Origin of the sequence: Paenacidovorax caeni, from assembly GCF_001298675.1 — a bacterium.
Taxonomy (GTDB): domain Bacteria; phylum Pseudomonadota; class Gammaproteobacteria; order Burkholderiales; family Burkholderiaceae_C; genus Paenacidovorax; species Paenacidovorax caeni.
This window is the reverse complement of the sequence record NZ_CYIG01000008.1, coordinates 1-17,828: the sequence shown is the minus strand read 5'-3', so window position 1 is coordinate 17,828 and position 17,828 is coordinate 1. Positions and strand designations below refer to the sequence as shown.

The window sequence follows — 17,828 nt, the reverse complement described above, 5'->3', positions numbered from 1 at the left end:
CACACGCCCCGGGCAGGGATGCGCGAGAAGGGTTGTTGCGCCGGGTCAGCAAGGGCTTTCGCGCCCCGCCAGGCCGGCGCTTACTCCCAGCGCTGCTGGTAGGAAAAAACCGGCAGGCGCCATTCGAACCGTATGGCGAGCAGCCGCAGCGCCAGCCCGATGGCGAAGCAGAGCCCGATGTTGAGGTCAGAGCCCACGTCAAGCGATTGCAGCGCCAGGAACAGCAGGCACACGGCCAGTGACACGCTGGCATACAGCTCGCGCCGAAACACCACCGGCACCTGGTTGCACAGCACGTCGCGCAGAATGCCCCCACTGATGCCGGTGAGCATGCCCGCCATCACCACCACCACGGGCGGGTAGCCCAACTCCAGCGCCACGTTGCAGCCGATGATCGAGAAGGCGATCAAGCCCATGGCGTCCAGCACCAGGAACACGTGCTTGAGCCGGTGCATGTAGCGCGCCACCAGCGTGGTCAGCAGCCCGGCCGAGATGACCAGATAAACATACTCGGGGTGCTGGGTCCAGCCGATGGGATAGTGGCCCAGCACCATGTCGCGCAGGGTGCCGCCGCCCAGGGCGGTGACGAAGGCGATCACGGCCACGCCGAAGATGTCCATGTTGCGCCGGCCCGCGGCCAGCGCACCCGACATGGCCTCGGCGGTGATGGCCACGAGGTAGACCACCAACAGGGTACTGAGCTGGGACGCCTGGAACGAATCCAGCAACGAAGCCGAAGGCAGCACGTCTTTTTATGCGCTGGGCGGCACGTAGCCCGCCGCGGCGTCTGCGCCGCCGCCAAAGAAATGGTTCTCCATTTGCCGTGCCAGGTACTGGCGTGCGCGTGCGTCGGCCAGGTTCAGGCGGTTCTCGTTCACCAGCATGGTCTGGTGACGGATCCAATCGGCCCAGGCCTGCTTGCTGACGTTTTCATAGATGCGCTTGCCCAGTTCGCCGGGGTAGGGTGGGAAGTCGAGGCCTTCGGCTTCCTGGCCGAGCTTGATGCATTGAACGGTACGTGCCATGGGGCAATTCCTTTGTAGTCGGGGGGTTCTTAGTTGATTTTCGAATAACGAACTGAAATCTTATTGGTTCCAGTTTTGATGGGCGGCTTCCAGAATGCGTTGCATCGACATTCACCGCTACGGAAGCACCCATGAAAAATCGCCGCCACTTTATCAAGTTTCCCCTTGCAGCCGCCTTGGTGGCCACGCTCGGGTGGGGCTTTTCGCTGCCCGCCCTGGCGCAGCAGCCGGTGACGCTGCTCAATGTTTCTTACGACCCGACGCGCGAGCTGTACGCGGAGTTCAACACGGCCTTCGCCAAGCACTGGAAGGCCCAGGCGGGGCAGGACGTGACCGTGAAGCAGTCGCACGGTGGCTCGGGCAAGCAGGCGCGCTCGGTGATCGACGGCCTTGATGCCGACGTGGTGACCTTGGGCCTGGCGCCCGACGTGGATGCGCTGGTGAAGAACGGCGGCCTGGTGGCGCCGGACTGGCAAAAGCGCCTGCCGCACAACTCCGCGCCCTATACCTCGACCATCATCTTCCTGGTGAAAAAGGGCAACCCCAAGGGCATCAAGGACTGGGATGACCTCGTGAAGCCCGGTGTGTCCGTGATCACGCCCAATCCCAAGACTTCGGCAGGTGCGCAGTGGAACTACTTGGCGGCCTGGGAATACGGCAAGCGCAAGAGCGGCAGCGAGGCGGGCGCCAAGGAGTTCGTGGGCAAGCTCTACGGCAACGTGCCAGTGCTCGACACGGGCGCGCGCGGATCCACCATCACCTTTGCCCAGCGCGCCGTGGGCGACGTGCTGATCGCCTGGGAGAACGAGGCCTTTCTGGTGCTCAAGGAGTTTGGCAAGGACAAGTTCGAGATCGTCGTGCCCTCGGCCAGCATCCTGGCCGAACCCACGGTGGCCGTGGTGGACAAGAACGTGGACAAGAAGGGCACGCGCAAGGTGGCCGAGGCCTACCTGCAGTACCTGTACTCCGACGAAGGCCAGGACATCGCGGGCAAGAACTACTACCGCCCGAGCAGCGAAAAGGCGCGTGCCAAGTACGCGGCGCAGTTCCCCAAGCTGACGCTGTTCACCATCGACCAGGCGTTCGGCGGCTGGCCTGCCGCGGGCAAGACGCACTTTGCCGACGGCGGCACCTTCGACCAGATCTACACCAAGCGCTGAGCACTGCAGCAAAAAGCGGCTTGCGCGCTTGCAGGGCAAGCGCGCGAAGCTATCGAAACATGAGCACATAGGAATCCACCATGTCCACCTTGCTGCTGGCCGGAAGCCCCTCGGAGCGCTCACGCTCGGCCGCGCTGCTCGACGCCGTGGCGCTGCGCCTGGCGGTGCGCGGCGTGCGCGCGGAGCACTTGCACATCCGCAACCTGAACCCGCAGGCGCTGCTGCTGGCCGACACGGGCCACCACAGCATCGTGCAGGCGGTCAAGCAGGTGGAAGATGCCAACCTGCTCGTGGTCGCCACGCCGGTCTACAAGGCGGCCTACAGCGGGGTGCTCAAGGTGTTCCTTGACCTGCTGCCGCAGTCGGCGCTGCAGGGCAAGACCGTGCTGCCCCTGGCCACGGGCGGCAGCCCGCACCACATGCTGGCGCTGGACTACGCGCTGCGGCCGGTGCTGCAGTCGCTCGGGGCCAAGCACATCCTGCCTGGCATCTATGCCACCGATGGGCAAGTGGCCCTGCCCCCCGAGGGCGCCTATGCCGTGGCGCCCGAGATCGGCCAGCGCATCGACGAGGCCGTGCACCAGCTGGTCAGCGAAGTGCTGCACGTTCCGGCCACGTCGGCCGCAGCCACGGGGCGCTTTGCGCCGGTGCCTTTCACGAAGGTGCGCTGCAGCGTGTGAGCCCGTCCGGGATTTCCTGACCTCTCCTCCATCGACCGAAACGCCGCCAGGGCGGCGAGGGCGCAGCCTTGCCTGCACCCCGCCCCGGCGCACCCGCCCAAGGACACACTGACATGAATAAACCGACGAACACCGCTGCGTACCCTGCAGCCGCCGCCTCCCGCTTGCCGCGCCGCCGCGTGCTGGCTTGCGCACTCGGCCTGGCTGGCGCCTGGAGCGTGGGCAGTGCCTGGGCACAAGCCCCGGCCCGCGTGCTGCGCGTAGGCCACCAAAAGGGCTGGCTGTCGCTGCTCAAGGCGCGCGGCACGCTGGAAAAGCGCCTGGCGCCGCTGGGCGTGAAGGTCACGTGGACCGAATTCAACGCCGGGCCGGTGCAGCTGGAGGCGCTGAATGTCGGCTCCATCGACTTCGGCGACGTGGGCGAGGCGCCGCCGATCTTCGCCCAGGCCGCCGGCGCGCCGCTGGTGTACGCCGGTGCCTCGGTGCCGCGCCCCGAACTGGAGGCGCTGCTGGTGCCCAAGGATTCGCCCATCCGCAGCGTGGCCGACCTCAAGGGCAAGCGCGTGGCCTACAACAAGGGCTCGAACGTGCAGTACCTGCTGGTCAAGCTGCTGCAAAAGCACGGCCTGAGCTACGGCGACGTGCAGTCCATCTTTCTGGCGCCGGCCGATGCGCGCGCGGCCTTTGAAAAGGGCGCGGTCGATGCCTGGCTGATCTGGGACCCGTTCCTCGCGGCGGCGCAAAAAGCCCTGCAGGCGCGGGTGCTTGCCGACGCCAATGGCGTGGCCAACAACCGCTACTACTACTTCAGCTCGCGCGACTACGCCACGCGCAACCCCGACGTGCTGCGCATCGCCATCGAGGAGATCAACCGCATCGACACCTGGGTGTCGCACAACAAGGCGGCGGCTGCTGCCGAACTGGCCGGCGTGCTGGGGCTGGACAAGGAAATCACCACCCTGTACGTGGAGCGCGTGCGCTTCGGCACCGCGCCGGTCACGCGCGACATCCTGGCCGAGCAGCAGGAGATCGCCGACACCTTCCATGCGCTCAAGCTCATCCCCAAGAAGCTCAACCTGCTGCACGCCGCCCCGGTGGATCTGTGAGGACGCCATGCCCGCCACGCCTGCCCGCCCTGCCTTCGTCCCCCAGCGCCAGCCCCTGGTGCGGCGCCTGCGCCGCGTACTGCGCGTGACCGAGCGCGCCTGGGGCCTGCCGCCGCAGCACCCCGCACCCGCCCGGAGCGCGCCATGACCGAAGCCGTGCGCAAACTCCAGGCCTGCGCCACCCTGGCCGTGGCCCCTGAGCGCCCCGGCGCACCCGCCGCCGTGCGGCGCCTGGCTGCGCAGGCCGGCCAGCGCCTGCTGCCGTGGCTGGTGCCGCTGCTGCTGGTGGCCGTGTGGCAGGCAGCGTCGGCGCGTGGCTGGCTCTCCACCCGCGTGCTGCCCGCGCCGCTCGACGTGCTGCAGGCCGCGTGGACGCTGGCCGAATCCGGCGAGCTGTGGACGCACGTGAAGGTGAGCGCCGCGCGCGCGCTCAGCGGCCTGGCCATCGGCGGCGGGCTCGGCCTGCTGCTGGGGCTGCTCACGGGCTCGCTGCGCTGGGCCGAGACGCTGCTCGACTCCACCATCCAGATGGTGCGCAACATCCCGGCGCTGGCGCTGATCCCGCTGGTCATCCTGTGGTTCGGCATCGACGAATCGGCCAAGCTGTTCCTCATCGCCGTGTCGGTGTTCTTCCCCATCTACCTCAACACCTACCACGGCATCCGCAACGTCGATCCCGGCCTGGTCGAGATGGGGCGCACCTACGGCCTCACGCGCTGGCAGCTGTACCGCGACATCATCCTGCCCGGCGCGCTCTCCTCCATCCTGGTGGGGCTGCGCTTCTCGCTTGGCCTGATGTGGGTGATCCTGATCGTGGCCGAGACCATCTCGGCGCAGTCCGGCATCGGCTACCTGACCATGAACGCCCGCGAGTTCCTGCAGACCGACATCGTGCTGGTGGGCATCCTGCTGTACGCGCTGCTGGGCAAGCTGGCCGACGTGTTCGCCAAGGTGCTGGAGCGCTGGTGGCTGCGCTGGCATCCGGGCTACCAGGCCTGATTCACTCTCAATAACGTAGCTGCTTGCGCTTGCTGCATAAGGGCTGGAGCCTGTTTTGACCTCTATTTCATCTTCCCCATCGTCCGGCGGTGTACGCCTGCAGGTGCGCGGCGTGGACAAGCACTACGGCGCGCGCCACGTGCTGCGCCATGCCAGCCTGGACATCGAGCCCGGCGAATTCGTCGCCATCGTGGGCCGCAGCGGCTGCGGCAAGAGCACGCTGCTGCGGCTGGTGGCGGGGCTGGAGTCCGCCACGGGCGGCAGCATCCGCATCGACGGGCAGGACGTGTGGGGCCTGGGCGCGGGCACGCGCATCATGTTCCAGGACGCGCGCCTGCTGCCCTGGAAGCGCGTGGCCGACAACGTGGCTCTGGGCCTGCCGCCCGGCCAGCGCGGCGCAGCGGCCGAGGTGCTGGCCCGCGTGGGCCTGGGCGACCGGCTGGCCGAGTGGCCGGCACGCCTGTCGGGCGGCCAGCGCCAGCGCGTGGCCCTGGCGCGGGCCCTGGTGCATGGGCCGCGCCTGCTGCTATTGGATGAGCCGCTGGGTGCGCTGGACGCGCTCACGCGCATCGAGATGCACCGCCTCATCGAGGGGCTGTGGCGCGCCAGCGGCTTCACCGCGCTGCTGGTCACGCACGACGTGCAGGAAGCCGTGGCCCTGGCCGACCGTGTGGTCCTCATCGAGGACGGGCAGATCGCGCTGGACCAGCGCATCGACCTGCCGCGCCCGCGCGTGCACGGCGACGCGGCCTTCGCGGCGCTGGAAAAACGCATCCTCGACCGCGTGCTGCAAAAGCCCGGCGCCGAGCCGGCGGCGGACCCCGGCAGCTGGCCCGGCGTGCCTGCCCACGGCCTGCGCTGGGCCATCTGAATTCCTTTTCTGAACCACTTACTTTGCAACCCAGGAGAAAACCCATGTCCATTCAAGCCATCAACGTGCGCAACCAGTTCAAGGGCAAGGTGCGCGAAATCATCCGCGGCGACGTCGTTTCCGAGGTCGATGTGGAGACGCCCTGGGGCATCGTCACCTCGGTCATCACCACGCGCTCGGTGGACGAACTGAAGCTGGTGGTGGGCTCCGACGTGGTGGCGCTGGTCAAGTCCACCGAAGTCTCCATCGCCAAGCTGTGACGCGGCGCCGGATTTGAAGAAAAAAGGGCGCCAGCCCTTGCGGGACAAGCGCTGGCAGCTCACTGAAAGATAGCAAAAAACCATGAACTTCCAGCAATTGCGCTCGGTGCGCGAGGCCGTGCGCTGCGGCTACAACCTGACCGAGGTGGCCGCGCGGCTCTACACCTCGCAGCCCGGCGTGAGCCGCCAGATCCGCGAGCTGGAGGAGGAGCTGGGCGTGGACATCTTCGTGCGCGCGGGCAAGCGCCTCACGGGGCTGACGCCGCCCGGCGCGTCGCTGCTGCCCATCGTCGAGCGCCTGCTGCTGGAGTCGGAGAACCTGCGCCGCGCGGGCGACGACTTCGTCGCCGCCGACCGTGGCGGCCTGGTGGTGGCCGCCACGCACTCGCAGGCGCGCTACGCGCTGCCCGCGGTGGTGCGCGACTTCCGCCAGCATTTCCCGCGCGTGTCGCTGCACCTGCGCCAGGGCTCGCCGCGCCAGGTGGCTGAGATGCTGCTCTCGGGCGAGGCCGACATCGGCGTGGCCACCGAGGCGCTGGCGGGGTACGAGCAGCTGGTCACGCTGCCGTGCTACCGCTGGTCGCACAGCATCATCGTGCCGCCGGGCCACCCGCTGCTGGCGCTGGAGCCGCAGGCCGTGACGCTGCAGGCGCTGGCCAGCTACCCCATCATCACCTACGAGGCGGGCTACACCGGGCGCTCGCACATCGACGAGTCGTTCGCCCAGGCGGCGCTGGCGCCCGACGTGGTGCTCACCGCCATGGACGCCGACGTCATCAAAACCTATGTGGAGCTGGGCATGGGCGTGGGCATCGTGGCCTCGATCGCCTTCGATGCCGAGCGTGACCGCCACCTGCGCGCCATCGACGCGCGCCATCTGTTCGAGGTCAACCTCACGCGCCTGGGCCTGCGCCGCGGCGGCTGGCTGCGCGGCTACGCCTTTCGCTTCATCGAGACCTTCGTGCCCACGCTCACGCGCGAAGAGGTGCTGCGCGCGCTGGCACAGGGCGATTCCAAAGGGGAGGGGGAAGGGGGCGCTGTAGCCCCTTGAGCGCCAGGCATTGCTTGCGCGTTTTGCGCATAAGCAAGGCGTTTTCCATTCGTTCTCTAGACGCTGCCGCCGGGGCACCATGTGGCACATCGCTACCGACGCAGTGAACCTACCATGACGGACATCTCCAATCTTCCCGCCTTGCAAGAAGCCGCAACCCGCGCTGCCGCCGAGGGCCTGCCCTACGCCGGCTCGGTGACGCCGCGCCAGGCCTGGCAGCTCGTCAGCCAAGGGCTGGCGCTGCTGGTGGACGTGCGCACGGCCGAGGAACGCAAGTTTGTTGGCCACGTGCCCGGCAGCGCGCACGTGCCCTGGGCCACGGGCACGGCGCTGGCGCGCAACCCGCGTTTTGTGCGCGAGCTGGCGGCGCTGCTGGCCAAGCAGCCGCAGCCCGCCATCGCGCTGCTGCTGTGCCGCAGCGGCAAGCGCTCGGCCCTGGCCGCGCAGGAGGCCGCCAAGGCCGGACTGGCCTGCGTGTTCAACGTGAGCGAGGGCTTCGAGGGCGAGCTTGACGCCGCCCAGCAGCGCGGCCATGCCGACGGCTGGCGCTTCCACGGCCTGCCCTGGCTGCAAGACTGACGGCGCCCCTCCGTTAACTCCTGAATTGATAGCTGGAAGCGCTTGCCCCGCAAGCGCTGGGGGCTTGTTTCGTTCAAAAAAAGGCACACCACCATGAGCGACTTTCCCATTCCCGAAATCGTGGCCGAGCTGCGCCACGTGCGCGCCCAGTGGCGCGGCCAGCAGGGCCGCACCGATACGGCGCAGCGCGAATTCCCCTCGCGCGACGCCGTGGCGCGCGCCGTCGATGCGCTCAAGGGCGTGCTCTACCCGCTGCGCCTGGGGCCGCCCGAGCTGCGCCAGGCGGGCGAGGATTTCTACATTGCCCACACGCTCGACAGCGCGCTGCAGGCGCTGCGCACGCAGGCCGCCATTGAGCTGGGCTACCGTGCGCGCCACGACGGCGAGGCGCTCGAAGGCGAGGCGCTGGCGCGGCGCGCCACCCAGGTGGTGCGCGAGTTCGCCCAGTCGCTGCCCCGGCTGCGCCAGTGGCTGGACGCGGATGTGCTGGCCGCCTTCCACGGCGACCCGGCCGCGCACAGCGTGGACGAGGTGGTGCTCTCCTACCCCGGCGTGCTGGCGCTGATTCACCACCGCATTGCGCATGTGCTGTACCTGCTGGAGCTGCCGCTGCTGGCACGCATGGTGGCTGAACTCGCGCACGGGCAGACGGGCATCGACATCCACCCCGGCGCGCGCATCGGCGCGGGCTGCTTCATCGACCACGGCACCGGCGTGGTGGTGGGCGAGACGGCGGTGATCGGCCGCAACGTGCGCATTTACCAGGCCGTGACGCTGGGCGCCAAGCGCTTTCCGCGCGACGCCCAGGGCCACCTGCAAAAGGGCTGGCCGCGCCACCCCATCGTGCAGGACGACGTGGTGATCTACGCCGGCGCCACCATCCTCGGGCGCGTGACCATCGGCCGGGGCGCCGTCATCGGCGGCAACGTCTGGGTGACGGAGGACGTGCCGCCGCTGGCCCACGTCACTCAGGCCAGCGTGCGCCAGGCCATCGCCACGCCGCCCGACGCCGGCCCGCTGCCCGTGGCGGCCTGAGTTTTTCCCTCACCGTTTCCCGTTTTCTTCCACCCTCCGTAGTACGACAGTCCATGACCACGATCCACCACACCCTGGGCGACAATGCCGCCCGCCAGTTGGCCAACGCCACCAAGACCGCGCCCCAGCTCGCCACTATCACGCCGCGCTGGCTCACGCACCTGCTGCAGTGGGTGCCGGTGGAGGCGGGCATCTACCGCGTCAACCAGGTGAAGAACCCGCAGGACATCAAGGTGACCTGCACCAGCAAGCAGTTCGAGAACCAGTTGCCGCGTACCTTCGTCGATTACGACGAAGCGCCGCGCGAGTACTTCCTGAACGCCGTTTCCACGGTGCTGGACGTGCACACGCGCATCTCCGACCTCTACAGCAGCCCGCACGACCAGATCAAGGAGCAGCTGCGCTTGACCATCGAGACCATCAAGGAGAACCAGGAGAGCGAGCTCATCAACAACGCCTCCTACGGCCTGCTGGCGCAGGTGGCGGACGAGCAGCGCATCTTCCCCTTGAACGACGGTGGCGCGCCCACGCCCGACGACCTGGACGAACTGCTCACCAAGGTGTGGAAGGAGCCGGCCTTCTTCCTGGCGCACCCGCTGACCATTGCCGCCTTCGGCCGCGAGGCCACGCGCCGCGGCACGCCGCCGCCCACGGTGAGCCTGTTCGGCTCGCAGTTCATCACCTGGCGCGGCGTGCCGCTGGTGCCTTCGGACAAGATTCCGGTGGCCGATGGCAAGAGCAGCATCCTGCTGCTGCGCGTGGGTGACCGGCGCCAGGGCGTGGTGGGCCTGTTCCAGCCGGGGCTGCCGGGCGAGCAAAGCCCGGGGCTGTCGGTGCGCTTCATGGGCATCAACGACCAGGCCATCAGCTCGTACCTGATCTCGCTGTACTGCTCGCTGGCCGTGCTCACGCCGGACGCGCTGGCCGTGCTCGACGATGTGCGCATCGACCGTTACCACGACTACGCGGCGCTCGATACTTACAAGTAAAAATCGATTCAAACGCTTATGTAGCAAGCGCTGGCAGCTATTCTTTTGGAAGCTGACCAGCGGTCAAGGAGATGCTCTTGAGTACCACCCCCGCAATCCCTGTGCCGCAGAGCGCCGCGCCCATCGACCCGGCCACGCTGGCGCAGTGGGCCACCAGCCTGCTGCGCAGCCTGCCCGGCGGCGCACCCGCCGTGCCGGTGCCCGGCGCGCAGCCGCCCGCCAACTGGGCGCCGGGCGGCTCGCCGCTGGCCGCGCCCTCGGGCGTTTCGCCCAACGTACCGGGCACGCCCATCCCGCTGGGCCAGGTACCGGGCAGCAACCTGCTGCCGTCCAGCCCCGGTACGCCGCTGGCGCTGCTCAACCGCGCCGCAGTGGCGCTGCCGCATGCGCAGGCGGGCAACGGCGTGCCCGACAACGCCTTCGGCGCGCTGCCCGGCTACGAGCCGCGCCTGGCCAGCTTGACCGATGGCGTGGCACCGCACCATGCGCCCGCTCCCTCCGCGCCTTCGCTCCCTGCCGTGCCTGGCGACAGCCTGGACGCCCTGAGCCAGCAGGCCGTGGACGTCCTGACCGCTGGCGTGGGTGCGCCGGTGTTCGCCGAGGTGCCGCGTGGTGCGGCACTTGCCATTCCTGCCACGCTTGCCGTGCCACAGCCCGGTGTGGGTGGCGCCGCGCCGCAGTTTTACTTCGTCGATGCAGTACGCCTGCCCAGCGGCTACGTCACCCCGGCCAAGCCGCACCCGCACCCGCAGGGCGCGCTGGCGGCCCAGCAGGACCGCCACCCGGCCTTCGACGTGCACGCCGTGCGGCGCGACTTTCCCATCCTCTCCGAGCGCATCAGCGGCAAGCGCCTGGTGTGGCTGGACAACGCTGCCACCACGCACAAGCCCAGGCAGGTGATCGAGCGCATCGCGCATTTCTACGCGCACGAGAACTCCAACATCCACCGCGCTGCCCATGCGCTGGCGGCGCGCGCCACCGATGCCTACGAACACGCACGCGAAGTGGTGCGCCGCTTCATCCACGCGCCCGAGGCGCAGGAGGTGATTTTTGTGCGCGGCACCACCGAGGCCATCAACCTCGTCGCTAAAAGCTGGGGCGGCCAGAACGTGGGTGAGGGCGACGAAATCATCGTCAGCCATCTGGAGCACCACGCCAACATCGTGCCCTGGCAGCAGCTCGCACAGGCCAAGGGGGCGACGCTGCGCGTGATTCCGGTCGACGACCAGGGGCAGATTCGCCTCGACGAATACGACAAACTGTTGAACGAGCGCACGAAGATCGTCGCCATCGGCCACGTCTCCAACGTGCTCGGCACCGTGGTGCCGGTCAAGGAGGTGGTGGCAAGGGCGAGGACGCGCGGCATCACGACGCTGGTGGACGGCGCCCAGTCCATCGCCCACACGCCCGTGGATGTGCAGGACATCGGCGCGGACTTCTTCGTTTTTTCGGGCCACAAGATTTTTGCCCCCACGGGCATCGGCGTGCTCTGGGGCCGCCGCGAGGTGCTCGAAGCCATGCCGCCGTGGCAAGGCGGCGGCAACATGATTGCCGACGTGACTTTCGAGAAAACCCGCTACCAGGGCCTGCCCAACACCTTCGAGGCGGGCACCGGCAACATTGCCGACGCCGTGGGGCTGGGTGCGGCGCTGGAGTACGTGGAGCGCATCGGCATCCATGCCATCAGCCAGTACGAGCACGCACTGGTCGATTACGGCATGCAGCAGCTTGCCACCATTCCTGGCCTGCGCCTGATCGGTACCGTACCCGGCAAAGCCAGCGTGCTTTCGTTCGTGCTTGCCGGCTACACCACCGACGAAGTAGGCCAGGCGCTGAACGAGGAGGGCATTGCCGTGCGCACGGGCCACCACTGCGCTCAGCCCATCCTGCGCCGCTTTGGCGTGGAAACCGCGGTGCGGCCCTCGCTGGCGTTCTACAACACCTTCGAGGAAATTGACCAACTCGTGGCCGTGGTACGGCGCCTGGCGGGCCAGCGCCGGGGGTGAAACCCTGTGCAGGCCACGCCCTCGTGCAACCGGGCGTGGCTTGCGCTAGCATTCGGCCTATGACTGAAATGCATTCGAGCAGTGAAACGCCGGCCGACGTGCCGGCGCAGAGTGGCGCGCAAAGCCACTGCTTTCGCATGCCTTTGTTCCACCCCGGCACCAAGGTGCGCCTGGCGGGGCGCGACGAGGTCGTGAGTCATATCGTCGTGCGCAAGCAGTTGCTGGCCGTGCACCTTGTGGGGCGCGACGGTGCCGTGCGGCCCGATCAGCTGGAGCTGGAGCCCACGCTGTTCAGCACCGCGCGGCGGCCCGAGCCCCTGATGACCTGAAGAGCGCTCAGAACGTTCTTACGCCTGCAGCATGGGCGCAGCGCGCATCGCCATGCTTTGGCCCAGACGCACGGCGTGCGCGGGGGCCCAGGCTTCGTTGAAGCGCAGCGGTCCTTGGGGAAACAGCAGCACGACTGTGGAGCCGAGCAGAAAGCGGCCCATCTCGTCGCCTTGCTCCAAAACGATGGACTGGTCCGCGTAGTCCCAGCTGCGCAGCTCCCCTGTGCGCGGCGGGTTGACCACACCATGCCACACGGTGGCCATGCTGCCGACGATGGTGGCGCCTACCAGCACCAGCACGAACGGCCCCTGTGCGGAGTCGAATACGCATACCACGCGCTCGTTGCGCGCGAACAGGCCGGGCACACCACGGGCCGTGGTCGGGTTCACCGAGAACAGCTCCCCCGGTACGTGCACCATGCGCAGAAGCCGCCCCGTGCAGGGCATGTGGATGCGGTGGTAGTCGCGTGGGCTGAGGTAGATGGTGGCGAAGTGCCCGTCTTGGAACTGCGCCGCCAGGGCCGCATCGCCCCCGAGCAGGGCGCTGGTGCTGTAGTGGTGGCCCTTGGCCTGGAAGATCTGGTCCCGCTCGATGGCGCCGAATTGGCTCACCGCGCCATCTACGGGGCAGATCAGGTCGGCTGCGGCCAGTGGGCGGGCGCCGTGGCGCAGGGCACGGGTGAAGAATTCGTTGAAGGTGGCGTAGGCCGCGGGGTCGGAGTTGGCGGCTTCGCTCATGTCCACGCCGTAGCGCGCGATGAAGCGGCGGATCACGGCGGTGGTCCAACGCCCTCCGCGCAGGCCGGCCAGCCGGCCCATGAGGGTGGTGAGGGCCTGCTTGGGCAGGAGGTATTGCGGTAGAACGGCGAGGCGGTCGGACACAGTGGCGTGAGGTGAGTGTTGGGCGCGTCATTCTATCGGCGGCCCTTCGCCAACCGTGTGCGGGACGGGGGCATGCTTGGCGCGGCAAAATGCCGCCCCTCTCATAGCACCATGCCGTTGACCGACCCTTCCGAACCACCGCCGCGATCGGCCGCGCTGCGCCGCTGGCTGGGCAATTTCTGGCCTGCGCCGTTGGGCATCGACCGGCGCGAGCACCTGCGCATGGCTTGCGGTGCAGCCCTGGGCGTGCTCCTGTCAGCGCTGCTGGCCCGTTGGTGGGCGAATGTATGGGGAATCGAGGCACCGTGGATGGTTGCTTCGGTTGGCGCCAGCGCGGTACTGGTGTTCGGCCTGCCCTCCAGTCCGCTGGCGCAGCCCTGGCCCGTGCTCGCGGGCAGCACGCTGTCGGCCCTGGTGGGGGCGTTGTGTGCGCTGCTGGTGCCGGATGTTGCCTGTAGCGGTGCGCTTGCAGTGGGGCTGGCCCTGGCGCTTATGGTGCAGTTGCGCTGCCTGCACCCGCCGGGTGGGGCACTGGCCCTGTTTGTCGTGCTCAACCATGGCGGTGGCGTGCACTTGGCCGTCTTCCCGGTGCTGTTTAATGTGGTGGCCCTGTTGGTGGTGGCGGTGGTCTACAACACCCTGACCGGACGCAGCTATCCGCATCCCCAGCGCCCGGCACGGCAGGCCGTGCCCGCCGGTGGATTCACCGTGGCCGATGTGGACGTCGCGCTGGCGCACTACAACCAGGTGCTCGACATCAGCCGGGCCGACTTGGAAGGGCTTTTGCACCAAGTGGGTCGCGCCGCGTTCCAGCGGACCCTGGGTGAGTTGCGCTGCGCTGACATCATGTCCAGCCCGCCGTTTGCGGTGGAGCAGGGCGTTTCTCTGAAGGAAGCCTGGGCATTGCTGCGCCGAGAGCAAATCAAGGCGCTGCCCGTGGTGGATGGCCAGCGGCAGGTGGTAGGCATCGTCACGGTGGCTGATTTCATGCGGCTCGTGAACTTGGATCTACACGAGGGGCTGGGCCAGCGCCTGCGTGCCCTGGTAATGGGGCGTGGCCAGCAACCGACCCAGGTGCAGGGCATCATGACGCGCGCCGTGCAGGTCGCTGGTGCGGCACAGCACGTGATGGACCTTGTTCCCCTGTTCTCGCAAGGGGGGCATCACCACATTCCGATCGTCGATGAGGGCCAGCGTCTGGTCGGGATCATCACCCAGACGGATTTGGTGCGTGCCCTGGCCAAGGCGGTACAGGCTGCCAAGTAAGCAATCCCTACCATAACACGCTACAATCAAAGGGCTTTACGCACAGCGCCTTGCCTGTCCACTGAAGCCGTCTTCCCCCGGCCATCGTTCTATCTGCGCCCCGGGTGCAGCGACTCCCTCCGCCCGCATGCACGCACCGTGCTTTCGAGTCCTGGTTCAGGACGGCACCCGCCGTGGCGGACATGCCGCAGCGTCAGTGCTGTACACATAAGGTATTTGTCTTGAGAGATTGATGAAATGGCCAAAGAAGAACTGATTGAAATGCAGGGCAGCGTGACTGAAGTGCTGCCTGATTCGCGTTTTCGCGTGACCCTGGATAACGGCCACCAACTGATCGCCTACACCGGCGGCAAGATGCGCAAGCACCACATCCGTATCTTGGCGGGTGACAAGGTGTCGTTGGAAATGTCGCCCTACGACCTTACCAAGGGCCGCATCACTTTCCGTCACTTGGCCGGCCGTGGCCCCGCTCCTTCTTCTCGCTGAGTATTTCGCAGGTTGCAGCGCGCAAATTTGCGCTGCAAGCCACAAAAAGAGTCTGTGGCAGGTTAGAATCCTAGCTGTCGGAGCGTAGCGCAGCCTGGTAGCGCATCTGCTTTGGGAGCAGAGGGTCGCGAGTTCGAATCCCGCCGCTCCGACCATTACATAGACCGCCAGTGTTCGTAACCATCCGACACTGGCGGTTTTTCATTGGGCGCCCCCTGTTTTGAGTTCCGCCAAAGTGCGCGGAAGTACACTGCAAGCCACCCTAAAACGGGGGAACAAACGGGGGAACGAAAGCGCAGGATGCGCAAGCGGGGCGATGCTGTTCCCCCATCCCCTCTGAAAACGCCGGTTTTGCCTGTTCCCCACCCTGGAGGAACTGCCCATGCTGACCGACGTAGCCTGCAAAAAAGCCACCTGCCCACCAGACAAGAAGCGCGAACGCTTGGCCGATTCTGGGGGCCTGTATCTGGAGATAGCGCCCAACGGTTCCAAGCGCTGGTTTTGGAAGTACCGCAAGCAGGGCAAAGAGGGCCGCATGGCCTTGGGGCGCTATCCCGATGTGTCGCTGGCTGCCGCCCGCAAAGCCAGGGACGAAGCCAAGGGCGTGAAAGATGGCGGGTTCGACCCCGTGCAAGCGCGCCAGGCGGGTAGGCTACAAGCCGCTGGCAGCCAGGAAACCACCTTTGATTCGGTTGCCCGTGCGTGGTACGCCATGCGCTCTCCCGGATGGAGTAGCCACCACCAAATCAGGGAGCTGCGCAACCTGGAAAAAGACCTGATTCCATGGCTTGGGGCGCGCAACGTCAACGAGATAGAGCCGCCCGAACTGCTGGCAACGCTGCGCCGCGTAGAGGCCCGGGGCGCTATCGACGTGGCGCACCGGGTGCTGGTGACGGCGCGTGGCGTGCTGTCCTACGCCGTGGCCACTGGTGCCGCGCAACGCAACCCAGCGCTAGACCTGAAAACCGCTCTCACGCCCCACCACTCCAAACCGTTCGCAGCCATCACTGACCCCGCCGCGCTAGGCGAGCTTTTGCGCGCCATGCACGGTTACATGGGCCACCCCGTGGTGCGCACCGCCTTGAACCTTGCCCCCATGCTGCTGCAGCGCCCCACCGAGCTGCGCGCCATGGCATGGGAGGAGGTCGATTTAGATGCCGCCCTGTGGATCATTCCAGCCACCCGCATGAAGCGCCGGGTGCATGAAAAAAAGCACGGCGAGCCGCACCGCGTGCCGCTGCCCCGGCAAGCCGTGGCCCTTTTGCGTGAGCTGCACCCACTGACGGGCGGGGGCGCGCTGGTGTTCCCAGGGATGCGGGGCAAAAACCGCCCCATCAGCGACAACACCCTACGGGCTGCGCTGCAAACCTTGGGCTACTCCAGCGAGGTGCAAACAATCCACGGATTCCGCGCCACAGCCCGCACCGTTTTGGATGAGCGCATGGGCTTTGAGCCGAACCTGATTGATGCCCAGCTTGCCCACGCCGTGAAAGACGCCAACGGGCGCAGCTACAACCGCACCGAGCACCTAGAGCAACGCCGCACCATGATGCAAGCATGGGCCGATTACTTGGACGCCCGCCGCGCCGGGAAAGAGATTGAGCCGCCCAGGCCAGCCGCCTGAAGCGCCACCAGCCACCCCCCCCACGCCAGCCGCCCCGCCATCCCCAGGCCGGGCGGTTTTTTTGTGCCAGCGTGCAAACCCTTCGCCCAAAGAATCAAAAAATGCCGGGGACACCGGGGACAAATTCAAAAAACAAGGCGTAACAAGGGTTTGAGCCGGAAAAGTGCCGGGGACAAAGCGGGGACAAAGCGGGGACAAAGCGGGGACAAATAAGAAATTTATTAGATAGTGAAATTTTTCATTCATTTCTTATTAAGCGCCCCCTTTTTCTTCCTGTTTCGCTGGTGCTTTTCCCCCCTTGCCTGGTGTGCTGGTGGCCAGCACTTGGCCGGGCTGTGCGCGCTCGATCCAGCCGGGTGCGCTGCCCTGGCTGGTGGCCAGGTGGTGCGCAACCTTGGGTTGCCGAGCTGCTTGGGCGGTGCGCTGCTGCGCGTGCCGCAGTGCCGCTGCGCTGGTGGCCAGCACTTGGCCGGGCTGTGCGCGCCCGGTCCAGCCCGGTGCGCTGCCCCGGCTGGTGGCGGGGCGGTGCGCAACCCGGGGTTGCCGTGCTGCTTGGGCCTTGCTGCTGCTGCGCGTGCCGCAGTGCCGCTGCGCTGGTGGCCAGCACCTTGCCGGGCTGTGCGCTCGATCCAGCCCGGTGCGCTGCCCTGGCTGGTAGCCAGGCGATGCGCAACCTTGGGTTGCTGGGCTGCTTGGGCGGTTCGCTGCCGCCGTGCCGCAGTACCGCTTCGCTGGTGCGCTCGATCCAGCCAGGTGCGCTGCCCTGGCTGGTGGCGGGGCGGTGCGCAATCTTGGGTTGCTGGGCTGCTTGGGCCTTGCTGCTGCGCGTGCCGCTGCGCTGGTGGCCAGCACCTGGCCGGGCTGTGCGCTCGATCCAGCCGGGTGCGCTGCCCTGGCTGGTAGCCAGGCGATGCGCAACCTTGGGTTGCTGGGCTGCTTGGGCGGTTCGCTGCCGCCGTGCCGCAGTACCGCTTCGCTGGTGCGCTCGATCCAGCCAGGTGCGCTGCCCCGGCTGGTGGCGGGGCGGTGCGCAACCTTGGGTTGCCGAGCTGCTTGGGCGGTGCGTTGCTGCGCGTGCCGCCGTGCCGCAGTACCGCTTCGCTGGTGCGCTCGATCCAGCCAGGTGCGCTGCCCCGGCTGGTGGCGGGGCGGTGCGCAACCTTGGGTTGCCGAGCTGCTTGGGCGGTGCGTTGCTGCGCGTGCCGCAGTGCCGCAGTGCCGCAGTGCCGCTGTGCCGCTGTGCTGGTGGCCAGCACTTGGCCGGGCTGTGCGCTCGATCCAGCCGGGTGCGCTGCCCTGGCTGGTGGCGGGCGGTGCGCAACCTTGGGTTGCTGGGCTGCTTGGGCGGTTCGCTTCCGCCGTGCCGCTGCGCTGGTGGCCAGCACCTGGCCGGGCTGGTGCGCCTGATCCAGCCGGGTGCGCTGCCCTGGCGTGGTGGCGGGCTGCGCACATTGCCGGAAATGGGCGCGATGGGGTTCCC

At 67.6% G+C, this 17,828-nt stretch carries 20 protein-coding genes and 1 tRNA gene; 18 read left to right on the top strand and 3 right to left on the bottom strand.

All coding sequences use genetic code 11. From position 1 onward, the window contains the following. Positions 1-80: 80 nt before the first annotated feature. Both BN2503_RS05470 and BN2503_RS05465 read right to left on the bottom strand, forming a co-directional pair. Positions 81-746: a trimeric intracellular cation channel family protein gene (locus tag BN2503_RS05470; protein ID WP_054255643.1), complete on the bottom strand. Its 666-nt coding sequence runs from the start codon at positions 744-746 to the stop codon at positions 81-83. A 6-nt stretch (positions 747-752) separates the two neighbouring features. Then, complete coding sequence (locus tag BN2503_RS05465; RefSeq protein WP_054255642.1) at positions 753-1,025, bottom strand: oxidative damage protection protein; 273 nt, start codon at positions 1,023-1,025, stop codon at positions 753-755. Between the two features lie 131 nt (positions 1,026-1,156). Between BN2503_RS05465 and BN2503_RS05460 the strand changes: the two genes are divergently transcribed. From BN2503_RS05460 to BN2503_RS05405, 13 genes are all read left to right on the top strand, one after another. Further along, complete coding sequence (locus BN2503_RS05460; protein WP_054255641.1) at positions 1,157-2,185, top strand: sulfate ABC transporter substrate-binding protein; 1,029 nt, start codon at positions 1,157-1,159, stop codon at positions 2,183-2,185. 80 nt (positions 2,186-2,265) lie between these two features. Next, positions 2,266-2,865: an NADPH-dependent FMN reductase gene (ssuE, locus tag BN2503_RS05455; protein ID WP_054255640.1), complete on the top strand. Its 600-nt coding sequence runs from the start codon at positions 2,266-2,268 to the stop codon at positions 2,863-2,865. A gap of 113 nt (positions 2,866-2,978) precedes the next feature. Then, the gene (locus BN2503_RS05450; protein ID WP_054255639.1) at positions 2,979-3,971 is read left to right on the top strand and encodes a sulfonate ABC transporter substrate-binding protein; all 993 of its coding nucleotides are present in this window, start codon (positions 2,979-2,981) and stop codon (positions 3,969-3,971) included. A 7-nt stretch (positions 3,972-3,978) separates the two neighbouring features. Then, entirely contained in the window at positions 3,979-4,119 is a 141-nt protein-coding gene (locus tag BN2503_RS20450) for a hypothetical protein (RefSeq protein ID WP_158447342.1), read from the top strand. Further along, positions 4,116-4,970 carry an aliphatic sulfonate ABC transporter permease SsuC gene (gene ssuC / locus BN2503_RS05445; RefSeq protein WP_139235389.1) on the top strand — a complete coding sequence of 285 codons (855 nt, stop codon included), beginning with the start codon at positions 4,116-4,118 and terminating at the stop codon, positions 4,968-4,970. The genes BN2503_RS20450 and ssuC overlap by 4 nt, the downstream gene beginning before the upstream one ends. Before the next feature lie 55 nt (positions 4,971-5,025). Further along, positions 5,026-5,841 carry an ATP-binding cassette domain-containing protein gene (locus tag BN2503_RS05440; RefSeq protein WP_054255638.1) on the top strand — a complete coding sequence of 272 codons (816 nt, stop codon included), beginning with the start codon at positions 5,026-5,028 and terminating at the stop codon, positions 5,839-5,841. A 44-nt stretch (positions 5,842-5,885) separates the two neighbouring features. Continuing rightward, positions 5,886-6,101 (top strand): TOBE domain-containing protein, encoded by a 216-nt coding sequence (locus tag BN2503_RS05435; RefSeq protein ID WP_054255637.1) that lies wholly within the window; start codon positions 5,886-5,888, stop codon positions 6,099-6,101. Between the two features lie 82 nt (positions 6,102-6,183). Continuing rightward, positions 6,184-7,152 (top strand): CysB family HTH-type transcriptional regulator, encoded by a 969-nt coding sequence (locus BN2503_RS05430; RefSeq protein ID WP_054255636.1) that lies wholly within the window; start codon positions 6,184-6,186, stop codon positions 7,150-7,152. 114 nt (positions 7,153-7,266) lie between these two features. Next, positions 7,267-7,731: a rhodanese-like domain-containing protein gene (locus BN2503_RS05425; protein ID WP_054255635.1), complete on the top strand. Its 465-nt coding sequence runs from the start codon at positions 7,267-7,269 to the stop codon at positions 7,729-7,731. A 93-nt stretch (positions 7,732-7,824) separates the two neighbouring features. Beyond that, a complete protein-coding gene (gene epsC / locus BN2503_RS05420; RefSeq protein ID WP_054255634.1) occupies positions 7,825-8,766 on the top strand; it encodes a serine O-acetyltransferase EpsC in 942 nt (313 codons plus the stop codon). A 53-nt stretch (positions 8,767-8,819) separates the two neighbouring features. Continuing rightward, the gene (locus tag BN2503_RS05415; RefSeq protein WP_054255633.1) at positions 8,820-9,755 is read left to right on the top strand and encodes a family 2A encapsulin nanocompartment shell protein; all 936 of its coding nucleotides are present in this window, start codon (positions 8,820-8,822) and stop codon (positions 9,753-9,755) included. A gap of 71 nt (positions 9,756-9,826) precedes the next feature. Beyond that, on the top strand, positions 9,827-11,761 hold the full coding sequence (locus BN2503_RS05410) for a family 2A encapsulin nanocompartment cargo protein cysteine desulfurase (RefSeq protein WP_082366502.1): 1,935 nt from the start codon (positions 9,827-9,829) through the stop codon (positions 11,759-11,761). Positions 11,762-11,820: 59 nt separating this feature from the next. After that, positions 11,821-12,090 carry a hypothetical protein gene (locus tag BN2503_RS05405; protein ID WP_233495014.1) on the top strand — a complete coding sequence of 90 codons (270 nt, stop codon included), beginning with the start codon at positions 11,821-11,823 and terminating at the stop codon, positions 12,088-12,090. 18 nt (positions 12,091-12,108) lie between these two features. Here the strand turns inward: BN2503_RS05405 and asd are convergent, their stop codons facing one another. Beyond that, the gene (gene asd / locus BN2503_RS05400; protein ID WP_054255632.1) at positions 12,109-12,972 is read right to left on the bottom strand and encodes an archaetidylserine decarboxylase; all 864 of its coding nucleotides are present in this window, start codon (positions 12,970-12,972) and stop codon (positions 12,109-12,111) included. Between the two features lie 111 nt (positions 12,973-13,083). Here asd and BN2503_RS05395 point away from each other — a divergent pair, with 111 nt between their 5' ends. From BN2503_RS05395 to BN2503_RS20865, 5 genes are all read left to right on the top strand, one after another. Continuing rightward, positions 13,084-14,238, top strand: a complete 1,155-nt coding sequence (locus tag BN2503_RS05395; RefSeq protein WP_054255631.1) for an HPP family protein — start codon at positions 13,084-13,086, stop codon at positions 14,236-14,238. Between the two features lie 237 nt (positions 14,239-14,475). After that, entirely contained in the window at positions 14,476-14,724 is a 249-nt protein-coding gene (gene infA, locus BN2503_RS05390; RefSeq protein ID WP_054255630.1) for a translation initiation factor IF-1, read from the top strand. A 78-nt stretch (positions 14,725-14,802) separates the two neighbouring features. Further along, a tRNA-Pro gene (locus tag BN2503_RS05385) sits at positions 14,803-14,879 on the top strand. A gap of 227 nt (positions 14,880-15,106) precedes the next feature. After that, the gene (locus BN2503_RS05380; protein ID WP_054255629.1) at positions 15,107-16,348 is read left to right on the top strand and encodes a tyrosine-type recombinase/integrase; all 1,242 of its coding nucleotides are present in this window, start codon (positions 15,107-15,109) and stop codon (positions 16,346-16,348) included. Between the two features lie 1,082 nt (positions 16,349-17,430). After that, positions 17,431-17,828 (top strand): hypothetical protein (locus BN2503_RS20865; RefSeq protein ID WP_233495013.1); only part of this gene is annotated, 398 nt, incomplete at its 3' end.

Bases quoted from the DNA above. Each gene is read 5' to 3' on its own strand.
- BN2503_RS05415 (WP_054255633.1), top strand. From the start codon at position 8,820: ATGACCACGATCCACCACACCCTGGGCGACAATGCCGCCCGCCAGTTG.
- BN2503_RS05380 (WP_054255629.1), top strand. From the start codon at position 15,107: ATGCTGACCGACGTAGCCTGCAAAAAAGCCACCTGCCCACCAGACAAG.
- epsC (WP_054255634.1), top strand. From the start codon at position 7,825: ATGAGCGACTTTCCCATTCCCGAAATCGTGGCCGAGCTGCGCCACGTG.
- BN2503_RS05430 (WP_054255636.1), top strand. From the start codon at position 6,184: ATGAACTTCCAGCAATTGCGCTCGGTGCGCGAGGCCGTGCGCTGCGGC.
- BN2503_RS05425 (WP_054255635.1), top strand. From the start codon at position 7,267: ATGACGGACATCTCCAATCTTCCCGCCTTGCAAGAAGCCGCAACCCGC.
- BN2503_RS05410 (WP_082366502.1), top strand. From the start codon at position 9,827: ATGCTCTTGAGTACCACCCCCGCAATCCCTGTGCCGCAGAGCGCCGCG.
- BN2503_RS05395 (WP_054255631.1), top strand. From the start codon at position 13,084: ATGCCGTTGACCGACCCTTCCGAACCACCGCCGCGATCGGCCGCGCTG.
- BN2503_RS05435 (WP_054255637.1), top strand. From the start codon at position 5,886: ATGTCCATTCAAGCCATCAACGTGCGCAACCAGTTCAAGGGCAAGGTG.
- ssuC (WP_139235389.1), top strand. From the start codon at position 4,116: ATGACCGAAGCCGTGCGCAAACTCCAGGCCTGCGCCACCCTGGCCGTG.
- infA (WP_054255630.1), top strand. From the start codon at position 14,476: ATGGCCAAAGAAGAACTGATTGAAATGCAGGGCAGCGTGACTGAAGTG.
- BN2503_RS05465 (WP_054255642.1), bottom strand. From the start codon at position 1,025: ATGGCACGTACCGTTCAATGCATCAAGCTCGGCCAGGAAGCCGAAGGC.
- BN2503_RS20450 (WP_158447342.1), top strand. From the start codon at position 3,979: ATGCCCGCCACGCCTGCCCGCCCTGCCTTCGTCCCCCAGCGCCAGCCC.
- BN2503_RS05460 (WP_054255641.1), top strand. From the start codon at position 1,157: ATGAAAAATCGCCGCCACTTTATCAAGTTTCCCCTTGCAGCCGCCTTG.
- BN2503_RS05405 (WP_233495014.1), top strand. From the start codon at position 11,821: ATGACTGAAATGCATTCGAGCAGTGAAACGCCGGCCGACGTGCCGGCG.
- ssuE (WP_054255640.1), top strand. From the start codon at position 2,266: ATGTCCACCTTGCTGCTGGCCGGAAGCCCCTCGGAGCGCTCACGCTCG.
- BN2503_RS05450 (WP_054255639.1), top strand. From the start codon at position 2,979: ATGAATAAACCGACGAACACCGCTGCGTACCCTGCAGCCGCCGCCTCC.